Annotated in this window: 18 protein-coding genes and 1 rRNA gene; all 19 read left to right on the top strand. The window is 40.1% G+C overall.

Features of this window, described 5'->3' with window-relative positions:
- Positions 1 to 315 precede the first annotated feature (315 nt).
- On the top strand, positions 316 to 2,205 hold the full coding sequence (mnmG, locus tag QL998_RS09655; RefSeq protein WP_024599963.1) for a tRNA uridine-5-carboxymethylaminomethyl(34) synthesis enzyme MnmG: 1,890 nt from the start codon (positions 316 to 318) through the stop codon (positions 2,203 to 2,205).
- Positions 2,206 to 2,220: 15 nt separating this feature from the next.
- Complete coding sequence (gene rsmG, locus QL998_RS09650) at positions 2,221 to 2,841, top strand: 16S rRNA (guanine(527)-N(7))-methyltransferase RsmG (RefSeq protein ID WP_007377658.1); 621 nt, start codon at positions 2,221 to 2,223, stop codon at positions 2,839 to 2,841.
- Between the two features lie 14 nt (positions 2,842 to 2,855).
- Complete coding sequence (locus QL998_RS09645) at positions 2,856 to 3,641, top strand: ParA family protein (protein WP_004335235.1); 786 nt, start codon at positions 2,856 to 2,858, stop codon at positions 3,639 to 3,641.
- A gap of 20 nt (positions 3,642 to 3,661) precedes the next feature.
- Positions 3,662 to 4,588 (top strand): ParB/RepB/Spo0J family partition protein, encoded by a 927-nt coding sequence (locus QL998_RS09640; protein ID WP_039488567.1) that lies wholly within the window; start codon positions 3,662 to 3,664, stop codon positions 4,586 to 4,588.
- A gap of 142 nt (positions 4,589 to 4,730) precedes the next feature.
- The gene (locus QL998_RS09635; RefSeq protein WP_004335240.1) at positions 4,731 to 5,111 is read left to right on the top strand and encodes an ATP synthase subunit I; all 381 of its coding nucleotides are present in this window, start codon (positions 4,731 to 4,733) and stop codon (positions 5,109 to 5,111) included.
- Positions 5,112 to 5,126: 15 nt separating this feature from the next.
- Positions 5,127 to 5,984 carry a F0F1 ATP synthase subunit A gene (gene atpB / locus QL998_RS09630; protein WP_004335244.1) on the top strand — a complete coding sequence of 286 codons (858 nt, stop codon included), beginning with the start codon at positions 5,127 to 5,129 and terminating at the stop codon, positions 5,982 to 5,984.
- A 61-nt stretch (positions 5,985 to 6,045) separates the two neighbouring features.
- Complete coding sequence (gene atpE, locus QL998_RS09625) at positions 6,046 to 6,288, top strand: F0F1 ATP synthase subunit C (RefSeq protein WP_007585980.1); 243 nt, start codon at positions 6,046 to 6,048, stop codon at positions 6,286 to 6,288.
- Between the two features lie 41 nt (positions 6,289 to 6,329).
- The gene (gene atpF, locus QL998_RS09620; RefSeq protein WP_004335264.1) at positions 6,330 to 6,800 is read left to right on the top strand and encodes a F0F1 ATP synthase subunit B; all 471 of its coding nucleotides are present in this window, start codon (positions 6,330 to 6,332) and stop codon (positions 6,798 to 6,800) included.
- A gap of 16 nt (positions 6,801 to 6,816) precedes the next feature.
- Positions 6,817 to 7,350, top strand: a complete 534-nt coding sequence (gene atpH / locus QL998_RS09615; protein ID WP_004335267.1) for a F0F1 ATP synthase subunit delta — start codon at positions 6,817 to 6,819, stop codon at positions 7,348 to 7,350.
- Between the two features lie 14 nt (positions 7,351 to 7,364).
- Positions 7,365 to 8,906, top strand: coding sequence for a F0F1 ATP synthase subunit alpha (gene atpA / locus QL998_RS09610; protein WP_024597177.1), 1,542 nt, complete (start codon positions 7,365 to 7,367; stop codon positions 8,904 to 8,906).
- A 60-nt stretch (positions 8,907 to 8,966) separates the two neighbouring features.
- Positions 8,967 to 9,827 (top strand): F0F1 ATP synthase subunit gamma, encoded by an 861-nt coding sequence (gene atpG / locus QL998_RS09605; RefSeq protein ID WP_024597176.1) that lies wholly within the window; start codon positions 8,967 to 8,969, stop codon positions 9,825 to 9,827.
- A 33-nt stretch (positions 9,828 to 9,860) separates the two neighbouring features.
- Complete coding sequence (gene atpD / locus QL998_RS09600) at positions 9,861 to 11,246, top strand: F0F1 ATP synthase subunit beta (RefSeq protein ID WP_004335274.1); 1,386 nt, start codon at positions 9,861 to 9,863, stop codon at positions 11,244 to 11,246.
- Between the two features lie 13 nt (positions 11,247 to 11,259).
- Positions 11,260 to 11,682 carry a F0F1 ATP synthase subunit epsilon gene (locus tag QL998_RS09595; RefSeq protein ID WP_004335277.1) on the top strand — a complete coding sequence of 141 codons (423 nt, stop codon included), beginning with the start codon at positions 11,260 to 11,262 and terminating at the stop codon, positions 11,680 to 11,682.
- Between the two features lie 304 nt (positions 11,683 to 11,986).
- Positions 11,987 to 13,345 (top strand): bifunctional UDP-N-acetylglucosamine diphosphorylase/glucosamine-1-phosphate N-acetyltransferase GlmU, encoded by a 1,359-nt coding sequence (glmU, locus tag QL998_RS09590; RefSeq protein WP_182673050.1) that lies wholly within the window; start codon positions 11,987 to 11,989, stop codon positions 13,343 to 13,345.
- A 247-nt stretch (positions 13,346 to 13,592) separates the two neighbouring features.
- On the top strand, positions 13,593 to 13,970 hold the full coding sequence (locus tag QL998_RS09585; RefSeq protein ID WP_290192578.1) for a hypothetical protein: 378 nt from the start codon (positions 13,593 to 13,595) through the stop codon (positions 13,968 to 13,970).
- A 48-nt stretch (positions 13,971 to 14,018) separates the two neighbouring features.
- Positions 14,019 to 14,237, top strand: a complete 219-nt coding sequence (locus QL998_RS09580) for a hypothetical protein (RefSeq protein WP_290192577.1) — start codon at positions 14,019 to 14,021, stop codon at positions 14,235 to 14,237.
- Between the two features lie 12 nt (positions 14,238 to 14,249).
- A complete protein-coding gene (locus QL998_RS09575) occupies positions 14,250 to 14,855 on the top strand; it encodes a DUF1240 domain-containing protein (protein WP_290192576.1) in 606 nt (201 codons plus the stop codon).
- A 157-nt stretch (positions 14,856 to 15,012) separates the two neighbouring features.
- Positions 15,013 to 16,806 (top strand): choice-of-anchor I family protein, encoded by a 1,794-nt coding sequence (locus QL998_RS09570; protein WP_290192575.1) that lies wholly within the window; start codon positions 15,013 to 15,015, stop codon positions 16,804 to 16,806.
- Between the two features lie 611 nt (positions 16,807 to 17,417).
- A 16S ribosomal RNA gene (locus QL998_RS09565) occupies positions 17,418 to 17,502 on the top strand; the annotation flags it as partial.

Here is a 17,502-nt window from a genome sequence, read left to right as displayed (position 1 = left end):
TAAGATCCAACTGATTCAACCCTGTGCATAAAGTGCCTTTTTGATCAGAGCTTATTTGCTGGATGATCCGATCATATTAACACCTTTAGATCTGATCTAATTTCATGTTTTAAATGAAGATCTAAACCTTATCAACAGAAAAGTCGATCAGTAGTAGTAATAGTAATAAAAGATCTCTTTAAAAGATCCTTTATATTATTAGAGATCACATACTTAGATCTTGCCCTTTGTTTAATCATTTATCTTCTGCCAATTTCTAGGTAGAATACGCTCCCTTTTGAAGTTTACCGGTTTGATTAAAGTAGGATCCCATTAATGATTTTTCACGAAAATTTTGACGTTATCGTAGTAGGTGGTGGACATGCTGGCACTGAAGCCGCATTAGCAGCTGCCCGCATGGGGATGAATACCCTGCTACTGACTCACAATATGGATACCCTTGGTCAAATGTCTTGCAACCCAGCAATTGGTGGCATTGGCAAAGGTCATTTGGTAAAAGAGATCGACGCGCTTGGTGGTGCAATGGCACAGGCCATTGATAAAGGCGGGATCCAATTTCGTACACTAAATTCTTCAAAAGGACCTGCTGTTCGTGCTACTCGAGCACAAGCAGATCGCGCTTTGTACAAAGCGGCTATTCAAACAACATTACAAAACCAAGATAACCTAAAGATTTTTCAACAATCATGTGATGATCTTATTGTTGAAAACGATCGTGTTACTGGCGTAGTAACTCAAATGGGTTTACGTTTTAGTGCACCAAGTGTTGTTTTAACCGTGGGTACTTTTTTAGGCGGCTTAATTCATATTGGTTTAGAAAATTATAAAGGCGGTCGTGCAGGCGATCCCCCTTCAATCGCTTTAGCTGATCGCTTACGTGAACATCCATTTAGAGTTGATCGTTTAAAAACAGGTACGCCACCACGTATTGATGCACGTACTGTTGATTTTACAAAAATGGAAGCACAGCCTGGTGATACGCCAACACCTGTGTTTTCGTTTATGGGTAAACAATCTGATCACCCACAACAGATACCGTGTTACATAACTTACACAAACGAAAAAACACATGATGTTATTCGCAAAAATTTACATCGCTCACCTATGTACTCAGGTGTTATTGAAGGTATTGGTCCACGATACTGCCCCTCAATTGAAGATAAAATTGTTCGTTTTGCAGATAAAGATAAACATCAAATATTTGTTGAGCCTGAAGGTTTAACATCATACGAATTATACCCAAATGGTATTTCGACTAGTTTACCGTTTGACGTACAGCTTGAGATTGTGCAATCGATTACAGGTTTTGAAAATGCACATATTTGTCGACCTGGCTACGCAATTGAATATGATTACTTCGATCCACGTGATTTAAAACAATCTTTAGAAACTAAATTTATTGAAGGTTTGTTTTTTGCGGGTCAAATTAACGGTACTACCGGCTATGAAGAAGCGGGTGCACAAGGCTTAATTGCAGGCATGAATGCTGCACTAAAAGTGCAAGGCAAAGATTCTTGGACACCACGTCGTGATGAAGCTTACGTGGGTGTATTAATCGACGACTTAGCAACATTAGGTACAAAAGAACCATACCGCATGTTTACCAGTCGTGCCGAATACCGTTTATTACTTCGTGAAGATAACGCTGATATTCGTTTAACTGAAAAAGGCCGTGAGCTAGGTTTAGTAAATGACGAACGCTGGCAGGCATTTAACGAAAAAATGGAAATCATCGAAAAAGAGAAGCAACGCATTAAAGATACGTGGATTCATAAAGATCACGCCGTTGTAGATCAAGTAAATGCATTACTGAAAACACCGCTTACACGTGAAGCAAGTTTAGAAGAATTACTTCGTCGCCCAGAGATTCGTTATAACGATCTTATGGCTATAGAAGGGTTAGGATCTGAATTTACAAACAAAGCGGCACTTGAACAAGTTGAGATCCATACTAAGTACGCAGGTTATATTGCTCGTCAACAAGATGAGATCAACAAACAGCTTCGTCATGAGCAAACAATTTTACCAAAAGAGTTTGATTATAAAACCGTATCTGGTTTGTCAAATGAGGTAGTTGCCAAGCTTATTGAGTCGCGTCCTGACACTATTGGTCAAGCATCGCGTATTTCTGGTATCACCCCAGCGGCGATTTCGCTATTATTAGTGTATCTGAAGAAGCAAGGCTTATTACGCAAATCCGCGTAACGGTAAGGGTACATAGTGTTACAGCAACAATTAACTACATTGTTAGCGCAAACTGATATTGCGCTAACAGAAAAACAACAGCAACAGCTAGTTCGTTACGTCGAGTTATTGAATAAGTGGAATAAGGCTTATAACTTAACCTCAGTACGCTTACCTGAAGAAATGATGATTAAGCATATTATGGATAGCTTAGTTGTTGCGCCTCACTTACCCGGTCATCATTATATTGATGTTGGAACGGGTCCTGGATTACCGGGTATCGTATTAGCAATTGCATTACCTAATACACATTTTGTGTTATTAGATAGCTTAGGTAAACGTGTACGATTTTTAATGCATGTTAAACATGAGCTTGGTCTTGATAATGTAACCCCGGTTCAGTCAAGAGTTGAAGAATATCAACCAAGTGTTAAATTAGACGGCGTACTAAGTCGTGCATTTGCTTCATTACAAGATATGGTTGACTGGTGTTCGCACTTAATCGATCATTCGGGTAAATTTATAGCACTTAAAGGCGTGTTCCCTAGCGAAGAGCTAGAGTCACTGCCTGCAGGCGTTAAGTTTGAGCAAAAAATTGCATTAGAAGTACCTAAGTTAGATGCACAACGACATTTAATTATTCTTTCTAAAGACTAGGGATCAGAGACACCGTGGCAAAAGTCATCGCATTAGCAAATCAAAAAGGTGGAGTGGGTAAAACTACAACCGCTGTTAACCTCGCTGCGTCTATGGCTGCAACGAAACGTAAAGTGCTGTTAATTGATCTCGATCCGCAAGGTAATGCGACTATGGGTAGTGGCGTAGATAAGTATGGCGACGTGCCAACTATTTACGACTTACTTATTGAAGATAAACCTATAGAAGACGTTATCATCAAAGAAACGTCTGGTGAATACCATATGATTGCTGCAAACGGTGATGTAACCGCTGCAGAAGTTAAATTGATGGAATTGTTTGCCCGTGAAGTGCGTTTACGTAACGCACTTGAAAAAATTCAGGACCAGTACGAATTTATTTTTATCGACTGTCCACCCTCTCTAAATATGTTAACTGTTAATGCAATGGCCGCTGCTGATTCTATTTTAGTGCCAATGCAGTGTGAGTATTATGCACTTGAAGGGTTAACTGCATTAATGGATACGATTACGCAGCTTGCTAAGTTAGTGAATCCTAGCTTACAAATTGAAGGCATACTTCGTACTATGTACGACCCGCGTAACCGTTTGGCAAATGATGTATCAGAACAATTAAAACAACATTTTGGCGATAAAGTATACCGTACGGTGATCCCGCGTAATGTTCGTTTAGCTGAAGCACCTAGTTTTGGTACTCCTGCTATGTACTATGACCGGGCATCAAGTGGCGCTAAAGCTTATTTAGCACTCGCTGGTGAAATGTTACGTAGAAAAGAAAAAACAGCGTCCGTTGTCGCCTAACTTTGAGGTAAAAAAATAACATGTCTGCTAAAAAACGAGGTTTAGGCCGAGGACTCGATGCACTTTTAAGTTCGTCAAAGCCTACACCGAGCGCAAGCAAGGAACAAGACACATCAAACGTGACTGAAGCTGTAAAAAATGCGGCTGGGCCAAATAACAGTGAATTACAAAAACTCCCAATCGAGTTTTTACACTCTGGTAAATATCAACCTCGTAAAGACATGTCCGAAGAGGCACTAGAAGAGCTTGCTAGTTCTATTCGCTCACAAGGTATTATTCAACCTATAGTCGTGCGCCCTATTGCACAAAATAGTTTTGAAATTATCGCCGGTGAGCGTCGTTGGCGTGCAGCGCAAATAGCTAAGCTTGAAACAGTACCTTGTATTATTAAAGACGTACCAGATGAAGCAGCAGTTGCTATTGCGCTAATAGAAAATATTCAACGTGAAGACTTAAATGCCATGGAAGAAGCGGTTGCGTTAAATCGCTTACTCAATGAGTTTGAACTAACACATCAACAAGTAGCAGATGCGGTGGGTAAATCACGCACTACAGTAACTAACTTACTTCGTTTAAATAATTTAAACAGTGATGTAAAAATTCTGTTAGAACATGGCGACATTGAAATGGGGCACGCTCGTTGTTTATTAGCCCTTGAGGGAGAAGCACAATCAGATGCGGCTCGTTTAGCTGTTGCTAAAGCATTAACCGTTCGTGAAACCGAAAAGTTAGTTCGTTCAATTTTAGAACCCGTGCCAGCTAAAGAAATAGCTGAAAAAGATCCAGATGTTAAACAGTTAGAGCAACAACTCGCTGAAAACCTAGGTGCCAAAGTAGAAATAAATTACAACAAAAAAGGCAAAGGTAAGCTTGTTATTTCTTATACTAATTTGGACGAACTTGACGGCATTTTAAATCGCATTAATCAAGACAATACCCACCATTAGTTTTCTACATGTCTAAAAAGGGACATTTGTAGCTATTTCGTGTTACAAAGCGTCTACTCAAGTTGCAAAACTGGCAGGATTAAGTATAATTTCGCCAGTTTTCACACCCTAACAATTAGAACGCAATAAAGGTTAACTAAACGTGACCGATAAGTTAGCGAGTCCATATCGACTTGCCGTATTAAAGTTAATTTGCCTTCAGGGTGTTGTAGCATTAGTTGCTGCTGTAATTATTTGTTTTAGTTCGGGAGTCAATGCCGCGCTTTCATCACTCGCTGGTGGAGTTGTCGCAGTACTTCCGCACTTTGTATTTGGTCTTTATGCATTCCGACATATGGGTGCAAGTCGAGCAAATCAAGCGTATGCCTCGTTGAAACGCGGCAACGGATTAAAGTTTATGCTAACAATTGTATTGTTTGCGCTAGTACTGAAGCATTTTCCGGTAATTTTATTACCCTTTTTTAGTACTTATATACTGGCGCTCTTTACTGGATTGTTCGCACCCGTTTTTTTTAAACATTAACTTTTGGGATATAACATGGCAGCAGAAGAAGTTACTCTATCTGGCCATATCCAGCACCATTTGACCAATGCTAAGATGTGTTCGACCGATACAGGTCTCGCCTTCAATAAAGCATGTACGGACAGTGGATTCTGGACATGGCATATAGATACCCTTGCATGGTCTATCGGTTTAGGTCTTATATTTTTATGGATCTTTCGTAGTGCCGCTAAAAAATCAACACTAGGTGTACCTGGAAAATTTCAGTGTTTTATTGAAATAATCGTAGAATTTGTTGGTGACAACGTACGCGATACTTTCCATGGTAAAAGCAAGCTTATTGCACCATTAGCCTTAACGATTTTCGTTTGGGTGTTCTTAATGAACTTAATGGATTTAATACCAGTTGATTTCCTTCCAGCATTTGCAGGTTTCGTTGGTGAGACTGCATTTGGTATGGATTCACACGATGTGTACATGAAAATTGTACCAACGACTGACATTAATATGACTTCAGCGTTAGCGCTGGGTGTATTTATACTAATGGTTGGCTTTTCAATCAAAATAAAAGGTATTGGCGGGTTTATTAAAGAGTTAACGCTTCATCCGTTCAGCTCAAATAACATGTTTGTTCAAATTATTTTGATACCATTTAACTTATTACTTGAACTGATTGCACTCGTTTCTAAACCGTTTTCATTAGCACTACGTTTGTTTGGTAACTTATATGCTGGTGAGTTGATTTTCATCTTGATCGGCGCTATTGGTTTTATGCAACTACCGTTGCACTTTGTTTGGGCTGTATTCCATATTCTAGTTATTACATTACAAGCATTCTTATTCATGATGCTTACGATTGTATACCTAAGCATGGCAAGTTCAGATAATCACTAATTTTTAGATTTACAATTTTACTTTTACTTTTAACTTTACAATTGAAACTTTGGAGAAATAAATGGAAGCTTTAGAATTATTAACAGGCTTAAAATACATCGCAGTAGCTTTACTAATCGGTTTTGGTGCAATCGGCACAGCAATCGGTTTTGGTAACATGGGCGGTAAATTCCTTGAAGCATGTGCGCGTCAACCTGAGCTTGCACCTTCGCTACAAGTTAAAATGTTTATCCTTGCTGGTCTAATCGATGCTGTAGCAATGATTGGTGTTGGTATCGCTATGGTATTGTTGTTCGTACTTTAATTTTATTTTTTGAACAGCTTACTATTTAAGGAGGAGCGGTTGTGAACTTAAACGCCACTCTTATCGGTGAATTGATTGCGTTTACGGTGTTCGTATTATTTTGTATGAAATACGTATGGCCACCACTAAACGGTGCAATTGAAGCTCGCCAGAAAAAAATCGAAGATGGTTTAGCTGCCTCTGATAGAGCCGAAAAAGACTTAGAACTTGCGCAAAAGAAAGCTGCTGAACAGCTTAAAGATGCAAAAGCTCAAGCGGCTGATATCATTGATCAAGCTAAAAAGCGTGCAGTGCTAATTGTTGACGAAGAAACACTTCGTGGTCAGCAAGAGCGTGAAAGTATCATTGCTCAAGGGCACTCTGAAGTTGAGTCTGAACGTAATCGCATAACAGAAGAGCTACGTAAGCAAGTAGCAACTCTGGCAGTGATTGGTGCAGAACGTATTTTAGAGCGTGAAATTAATCAAGCCGCACATAGTGACATCGTTGAAAAACTTGTCGCTGAGCTGTAATTAGGAGGGTATGAGCATGTCTAATTTGACTACTATCGCTCGCCCATACGCTAAAGCGGCTTTTGAACTTGCCGTTGAGAAAGGCACTCTAGAAAGCTGGAATGATATGTTGTTCTTTGCAGGCCACGTAGCCAGCAATGAACAAGCATCATCTGCTTTAGCAGGTATGCCTACAGCTACTGCACAAGCTGAATTATTTATTCAACTTTGTGCTGAGCAGCTCAACGAACAAGGTCAGAACCTAGTTAAGGTGATGGCTGAAAATGGACGTTTGACAGCTCTACCTGACGTTGCTGAGTTATTTGCTGAATTTAAAGCAGAATACGATAAAGAAATCGAAGTAGATGTGATTTCTGCAACTCCTCTTGTTGCTGCGCAACAAGAGTCATTGGTAGCGGCACTTGAAAAACGTTTCGCACGCAAAGTTAAGCTGAATTGTAGTGAAGACGCGTCAGTGGTTGGTGGACTTATTATTAGGTCTGGCGACACTGTAATCGACGGTACTATTCGCGGTAAATTAAGCCGCTTAGCTACAACACTACAATCGTAATTGGGAAAAAGAGCATGCAACTTAATTCCACTGAAATTTCAGATCTGATCAAACAACGTATTGAGAAGTTCGAAGTTGTAAGTGAAGCTCGTAACGAAGGTACTATTGTATCTGTTACTGACGGTATCATCCGCATCCACGGTCTTGCTGACTGTATGCAAGGTGAAATGATTGAGCTTCCTGGCAGCCGTTATGCTATCGCACTAAACCTTGAGCGCGACTCAATTGGTGCAGTAGTAATGGGTCCGTACGCTGACCTTACTGAAGGCGTAAAAGTATATACAACTGGTCGTATTTTAGAAGTTCCTGTTGGTCCTGGTCTACTTGGTCGTGTTGTAAACACACTAGGTGCTCCAATCGATGGTAAAGGCGCTTTAGATAACGACGGGTTTGAACCTGTAGAAAAAATTGCACCAGGTGTAATCGAGCGTAAATCAGTAGATGAGCCAGTTCAAACTGGTTATAAATCTATCGATGCGATGATTCCAGTTGGTCGTGGTCAACGTGAACTTATCATCGGTGACCGTCAAACAGGTAAAACTGCACTAGCAATCGATGCAATCATCAATCAAAAAGACACAGGCGTTAAGTGTGTGTACGTTGCGATTGGTCAAAAAGCATCTACTATTGCAAACGTAGTTCGTAAATTAGAAGAGCATGGTGCACTAGCAAATACTATCGTAGTTGTTGCATCTGCTTCTGAATCTGCGGCACTTCAGTACTTAGCACCGTTCGCGGGCTGTACTATGGGTGAATACTTCCGTGACCGTGGTGAAAACGCATTAATCGTATATGATGATTTGTCTAAGCAAGCAGTTGCTTACCGTCAAATTTCATTACTACTTAAGCGTCCACCAGGCCGTGAAGCATACCCAGGTGACGTATTCTACCTTCACTCTCGTCTTTTAGAGCGTGCATCGCGTGTAAACGCAGATTACGTTGAAAAGTTCACTAATGGTGAAGTGAAAGGTAAAACTGGTTCATTGACGGCATTGCCAATCATTGAAACTCAAGGCGGCGACGTTTCTGCGTTCGTACCGACTAACGTTATCTCTATCACCGATGGTCAGATCTTCTTAGAAACTGACTTATTCAACTCAGGTATCCGTCCGGCAGTAAATGCTGGTATCTCGGTATCGCGTGTTGGTGGTGCTGCACAAACTAAAATCGTTAAGAAACTAGGTGGCGGTATTCGTCTAGCCCTAGCTCAGTACCGTGAATTAGCTGCGTTCTCGCAGTTCGCGTCTGACCTTGATGATGCTACTCGTGCTCAACTTGAGCATGGTGAGCGTGTAACAGAGCTAATGAAGCAGAAACAGTACGCGCCAATGTCTGTTGCTGAAATGTCTTTGTCGTTATTTGCTGCTGAAAAAGGCTTCCTTCAAGACATCGAAATTTCGAAAATCGGTGACTTTGAAGCAGCTTTACTTTCTTATGCAACTAGCACATACGCAGAGCTTGTGGCTCAAATCAATGAAACTGGTAACTTGAATGCCGAGATCGAAGCGCAGCTTAAAGAACTTCTTACGAAGTTCAAGTCTACGCAAACTTGGTAATTTAGTTATTAATGGTGCGCTTTAGGAAACTAAAGCACACCTTGATTCGGAGAGAGAGTCATGGCCAGCGGAAAAGAGATTAAAAGCAAGATCGGGAGTATTAAAAATACTCAAAAGATCACTAGCGCAATGGAAATGGTTGCTGCGTCTAAAATGAAAAGGGCGCAAGAACGCGTTGCTTCAAGCCGTCCATACGCTAATAAATTACGTGAAGTAATTGGTCGTGTTGCTCAAGCAAATCTTGATTTTACTCACCCGTTCTTAAAAGAACGTGAAGTGAAACGAGTTGGTTATATTGTTATCTCTACAGACCGTGGTCTGTGTGGCGGTTTAAACTCAAACGAGTTTAAGAAAGTTGCACTTGATGTTAAAGCGTGGAAAGAGAAAGGTGTTGATGCTGAATTTGCTACTTTAGGTAGTAAGGCAGCAGGCTTCTTTCAACGTTTTGGTGGTCAACTACTCGCTAAAAAAGCGGGCCTAGGAGATAAACCTTCAGTACAAGACGTTATTGGTCCTGTAAAAATTATGCTTGATGCATTTTCTGAAGGCAAAATAGACCGTTTATTCTTGGTATATAACAAATTCGTTAATACCATGAAGCAAGAGCCAATTATAGATCAGTTACTCCCTTTGCCAAAAGCTGAAGAAGAAGTATCTGCTCACACATGGGATTACTTATACGAGCCAAACCCAGAGGCTATTTTAGAGTCTTTGTTAGTACGCTTTATTGAGTCTCAAGCATACCAAGGTGTGGTAGAAAATGCTGCCTCAGAACAGGCTGCTCGTATGGTTGCAATGAAAGCTGCAACTGATAACGCAGGTGACCTTATGGACGAGCTACAGCTTGTTTATAACAAGGCTCGCCAAGCAGCAATCACACAAGAAATTAGTGAGATTTGTTCTGGCTCAGCAGCAGTTTAATGCTTCGGGTAAAGATTAACGAGAGGAATAGACATGAGTTTAGGTAAGGTCGTCCAAATTATCGGCGCCGTTGTGGATATTGAATTTCCACAAGATAGCGTGCCAGCGGTATACCACGCACTAAGAGTAACAGATGGCGATTTAGCTGGTTTGACTTTAGAAGTTCAACAACAGCTAGGTGGCGGTGTAGTGCGTACTATCGCTATGGGTACTACTGATGGTTTACGTCGTAGTGCTTTAGTTATGAATACAGGTGAATCGATTCAAGTTCCAGTTGGTAAAGCAACACTTGGTCGTATCATGAACGTACTTGGTGAGCCAATCGATGAAGCGGGTCCAATCGGCGAAGAAGACCGTATGTCTATTCACCGTGCAGCGCCTTCATACGAAGAGCAATCAAGTTCAGTTGAGCTTTTAGAAACTGGTATCAAGGTTATCGACCTTGTATGTCCGTTTGCTAAAGGTGGTAAAGTTGGTTTATTCGGTGGTGCCGGTGTTGGTAAAACTGTAAACATGATGGAACTTATCCGTAACATCGCAATCGAGCACAGCGGCTACTCAGTATTCGCAGGTGTTGGTGAGCGTACGCGTGAGGGTAACGATTTCTACCATGAGATGAACGATTCAAACGTACTTGATAAAGTATCGCTTGTATACGGTCAGATGAACGAGCCTCCAGGTAACCGTTTACGCGTAGCGTTAACAGGCCTTACTATGGCTGAAAAGTTCCGTGATGAAGGTCGCGATGTACTTTTCTTCGTAGATAATATCTACCGTTATACACTTGCTGGTACTGAAGTATCTGCACTTCTTGGTCGTATGCCATCAGCGGTAGGTTACCAGCCTACACTTGCTGAAGAAATGGGTGTGCTTCAAGAGCGTATCGCTTCAACTAAGACTGGTTCAATTACATCAATCCAAGCGGTATACGTACCTGCGGATGATTTAACAGATCCATCTCCAGCAACTACCTTTGCTCACTTAGACGCAACAGTAGTACTTTCACGTGATATCGCATCACTTGGTATCTACCCAGCGGTAGACCCACTTGATTCATCTTCACGTCAACTTGACCCACAAGTAATTGGTCAAGAGCACTACGATACAGCACGTGGCGTTCAAACAGTTCTTCAGCGTTACAAAGAACTTAAAGACATCATTGCAATCCTAGGTATGGACGAGCTTTCTGACGAAGATAAGCAACTTGTATCTCGTGCACGTAAAATCCAACGTTTCCTATCTCAGCCATTCTTCGTGGCAGAGGTGTTTACAGGCGCGTCTGGTAAATACGTATCACTGAAAGATACAATTGCTGGCTTCAAAGGCATTTTAAACGGCGAGTTTGATGAGCTTCCAGAGCAAGCGTTTTACATGGTTGGCTCTATCGAAGAAGCTCAAGAAAAAGCCAAAGGCATGTAACTAGGAGGGTAGTATGACAGCTATGACTGTACATCTTGACGTAGTAAGCGCAGAGCAGAGCTTGTTCTCTGGTCTTGTTGAATCGATTCAAGTATCTGGTAGTGAAGGCGAGCTGGGTGTAAACCTAGGTCATGCTCCACTACTAACTGCCCTTAAACCTGGTATGGTACGTTTAGTTAAGCAATATGGTCACGAAGATGTGTTATATGTTGCTGGCGGTACATTAGAAGTTCAACCAAATCACATCACGATTCTTGCAGATACTGCGGTTCGTGGTGAAGATTTAGATGAAGATTCTGTACAAAAAGCTAAACGTGAAGCTGAAGAACATATGGCGAATTCGTCAGCTGTTGAGTTTGATTATCAACAAGCGGCTACGCGACTGGCAGAAGCAGTTGCTCAGTTACGCGTAATTCAGCAATTACGTCACAAGTAAGCCTATCCGGTTTTGAAAAGCCCACTTTATGTGGGCTTTTTTGTGTCTGTAATTTAAACATGGTGTATCGCTTATTTATAATTGTTAAATAACAGGTCTATCAGACTATTATCTGTGCTTTATCACTTATATCCTTCACCAATCCTCGCTACAATAACGTCATCCAATTAAGTGTGTTTTTCAGTCAAGATTCAGTACGAATAAACTAACCTACTGAGTATCTGCATAAAAAGTGATTTACGTAATCTTCTGCACAAACATAATACTTATTTAGCTAAAACAACGGAAAAAGGAAATTGTTTTAATGGCTCTAACAACTGTTATTCTTGCTGCGGGTAAAGGTACTCGTATGCGTTCTGCTCTACCTAAAGTTTTGCACAATGTTGCAGGTAAACCAATGGTACAGCACGTTATTGATAATGCGATGGCATTAGGTGCAACGACTACAAACTTAGTTTACGGACACGGCGGCGAACTATTACAACAGCAACTTGCCGATAACGATGTAAATTGGGTACTTCAAGCAGAGCAACTTGGTACTGGCCACGCAGTCGCGCAAGCCAACTCTCATATTAACGATGAAGACACAGTATTGATTTTATACGGCGATGTACCGCTAACAAAACAATCAACTCTAGAGCGTTTATTAGCTGCAACACCTAAAAATGGTTTAGCGGTATTAACGGTAAATTTGGTAAACCCAAATGGCTATGGTCGCATGCTTCGTGTCGGTGGTAAGTTAGTCGGTATTGTTGAGCAAAAAGATGCAAGCTCAGAGCAGTTACTTATTAACGAAGTAAATACAGGCATTATGGCTGTTAACGGTAAGCTATTAAAAACATGGTTAGGTAACTTATCTAACAATAATGCACAAGGCGAGTACTACTTAACAGATATCGTTGCAATGGCTCACAATGAAGGCGTAGAGATCACTTCAGCGCAACCAGATCATGCAATGGAAGTTGAAGGCGCAAATAACCGTGTACAACTTGCAGGCTTAGAGCGCGCTTACCAAGCATGGCAAGCAGAAGAGTTAATGTTAAATGGCGCTACCCTGGCCGACCCTGCTCGTATTGATGTTCGCGGAAATGTTAAAACAGGCGAAGACGTATTAGTTGATATAAACGTTATCTTTGAAGGTGATGTAACCCTTGGTAACAATGTACAAATTGGCCCTAACTGTGTACTTAAAAACTGTACCATAGGCGATAACGTGGTAATAAAGGCTAATACCCTAATTGAAGATGCAAGCGTAGCTGCTAAATGTACGCTAGGCCCTTATGCTCGCCTTCGCCCAGGCGCTGTTATGGAAGAAGACTCACACATTGGTAACTTTGTTGAGATGAAAAAAACCCGTTTAGGCAAAGGCTCAAAAGCCAACCACTTAAGTTATTTAGGTGATGCTGAAATTGGCGAAAAGGTGAATATTGGCGCTGGCACTATTACCTGCAACTATGATGGTGTTAATAAATCAAAAACTATTATTGGCGATAATGCTTTTATTGGCTCTAATTCATCACTCGTTGCCCCAGTAAATATAGGCGCAACTGCAACAATTGGTGCAGGCTCTGTGATCACCAGTACCGTTGAAGATGACCAATTAGCAATAGCACGCTCTAAACAGCGTAATTTAACGGGTTGGAAACGCCCAGTTAAAAAATAATAAGCCAACACCTTTTTAAAGCGAGTTATATACTCGCTTTTTTATTGTTTATATTTTGGCTGTTATTTAAACTAATGGTTAACGGATTAAAAAATACACTCAAGGAACTCTTATATCAGCATATGCTCGCTGTGCTATTGCCGAAAGGCAACGTCAAAATCAAATTAAAAGTCTTCTATCAGGTAAATGGAAACGAATTAACGATCCATTAAAGACAGGAGGTGGGTTATACCCTTTATTTGATGATATGAAGGCATTAGCCATTATTGCGGCTGCAATGCAGCGCCAAGGTAATGTTTTCGGTAAGTTTAAAATTAAAGTTTATAATGGTTCCCCCGCTATTATAATGTCTTCTTACCCTGGTATCAGAGCTCATTTAACGGGTACTCGTTATTTAGCAAGTAACCCCAAACTTTTTACTATCGGTGTCGGTAAATTAGAAGCTGTAAAAGCCATAAAGGGTGGGTTTGTACTCACTCTAGTAATTTCAGTGACATTTCATGCTACAGACTATCTTTTAAACGATCAAAAAAAATGGCATGACTTAGTGGCAGGTGTAGCCGTAGATATGGCTGTAGTTGGAGCTGCTATTATGACTACTAGTACAATATTAGGTGTCGCATAGGCAGCTGGTTTAGCAACAATAATTGCTGCTACATTATTAATGCCCTTGTTGGTTGTTGTAATCGTTGGGGTGGCTTTTTCAATTGCATTTTCGGATACCAGTGATTATGTAAAAGTACTTTCTGATGAGTTAAGAAATATTGAAAATAAGATACAGAGTGGTGTAATTAAAATTAAGGCTGGAGCGCAAAAAATTAATAGCGAATATAAAGAAAATCCAAATGAATTTTTACATGAAATCTTTGGAGTTCCTATGTTTAAAAACTAGGTCTTATAACTTGTGAAGTTTTTAGAATGGAAAAAAGCAGATAAAAAGTTATCTCTTGTAAATATTAAAGAATTAGCATCTGTTTTTTTCTTGTTAATTGTTAGTGGAGGGCTGTGCTATAAAATAGCCTTAAATTTTTTTTCCGAAGTGGAAACTATATTTTTAGCTAGTCAGCCTCAATTTTTTATCAAAGAGCAAGCCACCATACTATTATCTTTTTTATTATTACCTTGCCTATTTCTAACGTTTTTATCGACTTTACAGCGTTTTTTGGGGTTTGATATAAAGTTAACTTTAATTAATGCATTTAAAAGTGCAGTTGTAGGTTTAATTGTTTTATTAATTCTATCAATCCCGACGAATCTTGTCATAGAGTCTAATTTAAAAAGCAAAGGTTACACTTATTGTAGTTGGTATACAGGATCCTCACTTCGAGCGCCTGATGTTTGGCTAAAAAACGATGAGTTATGCTTACAAGATGGCTCTGTCATAATCAATGATATAGCCGATTGGTTCGAGCAAAAAAACCAACAAGGTATTGAGCCTTCTGTTGATGAGCTAAAAGAGTTTATAAAAGAAGCTCGAAAAAAGCGTAATGAGTATATTAATAGCTTTTAGCTACAAAGCTGATTTCATGGGTAATAAGCTACTCCTTAGCTGCAAGCGAGTTTAACACTCGCTTTTTTATTGCCGAAAGCTAATCAAAATAAAACTGCCATAATCTTGTCATGCCTGTGTGTTGATATTTAGCAAATACAATACTAAGGAAAATCACATGTTTAAAAAATCAATTATTGCGCTGTCACTTATATCTGTTCTTACTGGTTGCTCACTTGATGGTGACGATGGCCAAAACGGCTCTCAAGGATTACAGGGAGAACAAGGCACAACTGGAGCTAATGGGATAAATGGTGTAAATGCTAATTCAGTATTAAATATTAGCCTCGTAGGAAGGGGAGTATTAAATGCACAAAGTCCAGAAGGTGCCGCTGAAATAGTTGCTTACCAAGCATCTAAAAAATGGATTTACGCTATTAACAGTTCAGGCGATGACGCAGTTATTAATATTTTACCCGCCGACACCTTTGATACTGCCGCACTCGTTAAAGATAACGAAGGGGTTATCAGCGCCACAAATTTAACGTCCGTTATTATGCTGTCTTTAAATGAGCATACCCAAGGCGATGCAAACAGCATTGCTATTGATGAAAATAATAATTTACTAGCGGTCGCAATGGCTGCTAAAAGCACGGGTGATGCAGGTCAAATTGCTTTTTACGATATAAGCGGCGACTCACCTGTATTTATTAAAAATATAACGGTCGGATTTTTACCAGACATGGTGACGTTCACCCATGATGGCGCAAAGGCAGTGGTTGCTAACGAAGGTGAACCAAGTGGCGACTACAGCGTAGATCCTGAAGGTTCTATTAGTATTATCGATATAACAAATAATGTAATAGCCGATACAGCAATAAATATTGATTTTAAAGCCTATAACAACAAACAAACCGAACTAGAAGCACAAGGGGTAGTTTTTGCAAACCCAAATGGTCGTACTATAAACGGTAATCTGATAAATACCACAGTAGCTATGGATTTAGAGCCCGAGTACGTTAGCATTTCTAAAGATAACAAATATGCTTATGTATCTATTCAAGAAAACAATGCACTTGCAATAGTTAACCTACAAGACAACAGCCTTGAGCTAAAAGGCTTAGGCTTTAAAGATTGGTCAAGCTTACAACTTGATGCCTCAGATAAAGACGGCGGCGTGAATTTTAAATCATACCCAGGGCTTTATGGTATGTACCAGCCCGATACTATCTCAAGCTTTAGTTGGAAAGGCGCTAACTTTATAGTTACTGCCAACGAAGGTGACGCAAGAGAATACTTTTTTGATACAGCGGATGAAGCAGACTGTATAGCAAAGGGCGGACTTGATTACGATAAAGACGACGGCTGCTTAGCTTATATAGATGAGAGCCGCGTTGAAGATTTAATGCTTGCAGCTAATTTTGATTACTTAAATAATGACGATGATGATATTGGTCGCTTAAAAGTAACAACAATAAAAGGCGATACTAATAACGATGGCCAATACGAATCGCTTTATGCTTATGGTGCACGTTCGTTTACCATTTGGGACAGCAATGGGCTGGTGGTGTTTGATTCAGGCGATGATATAGGTCGTATTACTGCATCGGTTCATGGTGAAGCGTTTAACAACAATGAAGATGAAAACAAAGGTGACTCACGTTCAGATGATAAAGGCGCAGAGCCAGAAGCGCTGACTATTGGTAAAATTGACGATCGTACATTTGCTTTTATAGGGCTCGAGCGTATGGGTGGGATTATGGTTTATGATATTACCAATCCATATAATGTGCAGTTTGAAGACTACTTCTATAATAGAGGCTTAATTAAAGACGCTAATATTACAGGCGATTTAGCGCCTGAAGGAATGGAATTCGTTCCAGCTGAGCAAAGTGCTACAGGAAACCCACTATTAATCGTTGGAAATGAAATATCAGGCTCCATTGCCGTATGGGAAATAGCATCTAAATAAACCTTTAATTTAAAATAAAGCTGTGTGTTGTTTGTTTAACATACAGCTTAGTTTAAACCTTACTAATACCTCATCAATAGATACATATGTTGTGCGTGTTTTTTAAACTAAAAGTATCCTGTAGCCCTTTATTTGTATAGCTTTCATACTAAATTCATTTAATTGTCAAAAAGCTGAAATAAAACATTGACCCCCGCTCGAATCTCCCTATAATGCGACCCCACTGAGACGGGAAACGCCAACGCATAGCGAGGCAGGAACAACTCAGAGAGTTAAATAAAACTTCGGTTTTAAATATTCCAAAAGAAAGTTTAAAACTAAGTGTTGACTCGAAAAATAAAGGGTGTATTATTCGCATCCCTTGAGACGCTAAAGCGACTCAAAACGTTCTTTAACAATATAAAGCAATCATCTGTGTGGGCACTCGTACAGATTGAGTTCTAACAGCCAGCCTACTTAGGTAGCGAGGCAAAAAAATTAGAGTCTCAATTGAAAGCTGAGTGACCAACAGAATAGTTATTTCGGTAATTATTCGGCACAGTCAATTCAATATCGAAAGATATTAAAATAAATTCAGAATTCATTGAGCTGTCGAAAGACATAAAACTTTTTAATTGAAGAGTTTGATCATGGCTCAGATTGAACGCTGGCGGCAGGCCTAACACATGCAAGTCGAGCGGTAACAGAAAGTAGCTT

This window comes from Pseudoalteromonas sp. APC 3691 (genome assembly GCF_030408135.1).
GTDB lineage: Bacteria > Pseudomonadota > Gammaproteobacteria > Enterobacterales > Alteromonadaceae > Pseudoalteromonas.
This window is presented reverse-complemented; position numbering and strand designations above follow the sequence as displayed.

Coding starts and splice junctions, on each gene's coding strand:
- mnmG (WP_024599963.1), top strand. CDS start 316: ATGATTTTTCACGAAAATTTTGACGTTATCGTAGTAGGTGGTGGACAT.
- QL998_RS09640 (WP_039488567.1), top strand. CDS start 3,662: ATGTCTGCTAAAAAACGAGGTTTAGGCCGAGGACTCGATGCACTTTTA.
- atpB (WP_004335244.1), top strand. CDS start 5,127: ATGGCAGCAGAAGAAGTTACTCTATCTGGCCATATCCAGCACCATTTG.
- atpE (WP_007585980.1), top strand. CDS start 6,046: ATGGAAGCTTTAGAATTATTAACAGGCTTAAAATACATCGCAGTAGCT.
- atpH (WP_004335267.1), top strand. CDS start 6,817: ATGTCTAATTTGACTACTATCGCTCGCCCATACGCTAAAGCGGCTTTT.
- atpA (WP_024597177.1), top strand. CDS start 7,365: ATGCAACTTAATTCCACTGAAATTTCAGATCTGATCAAACAACGTATT.
- atpG (WP_024597176.1), top strand. CDS start 8,967: ATGGCCAGCGGAAAAGAGATTAAAAGCAAGATCGGGAGTATTAAAAAT.
- atpD (WP_004335274.1), top strand. CDS start 9,861: ATGAGTTTAGGTAAGGTCGTCCAAATTATCGGCGCCGTTGTGGATATT.
- QL998_RS09595 (WP_004335277.1), top strand. CDS start 11,260: ATGACAGCTATGACTGTACATCTTGACGTAGTAAGCGCAGAGCAGAGC.
- glmU (WP_182673050.1), top strand. CDS start 11,987: ATGGCTCTAACAACTGTTATTCTTGCTGCGGGTAAAGGTACTCGTATG.
- QL998_RS09585 (WP_290192578.1), top strand. CDS start 13,593: ATGAAGGCATTAGCCATTATTGCGGCTGCAATGCAGCGCCAAGGTAAT.
- QL998_RS09570 (WP_290192575.1), top strand. CDS start 15,013: ATGTTTAAAAAATCAATTATTGCGCTGTCACTTATATCTGTTCTTACT.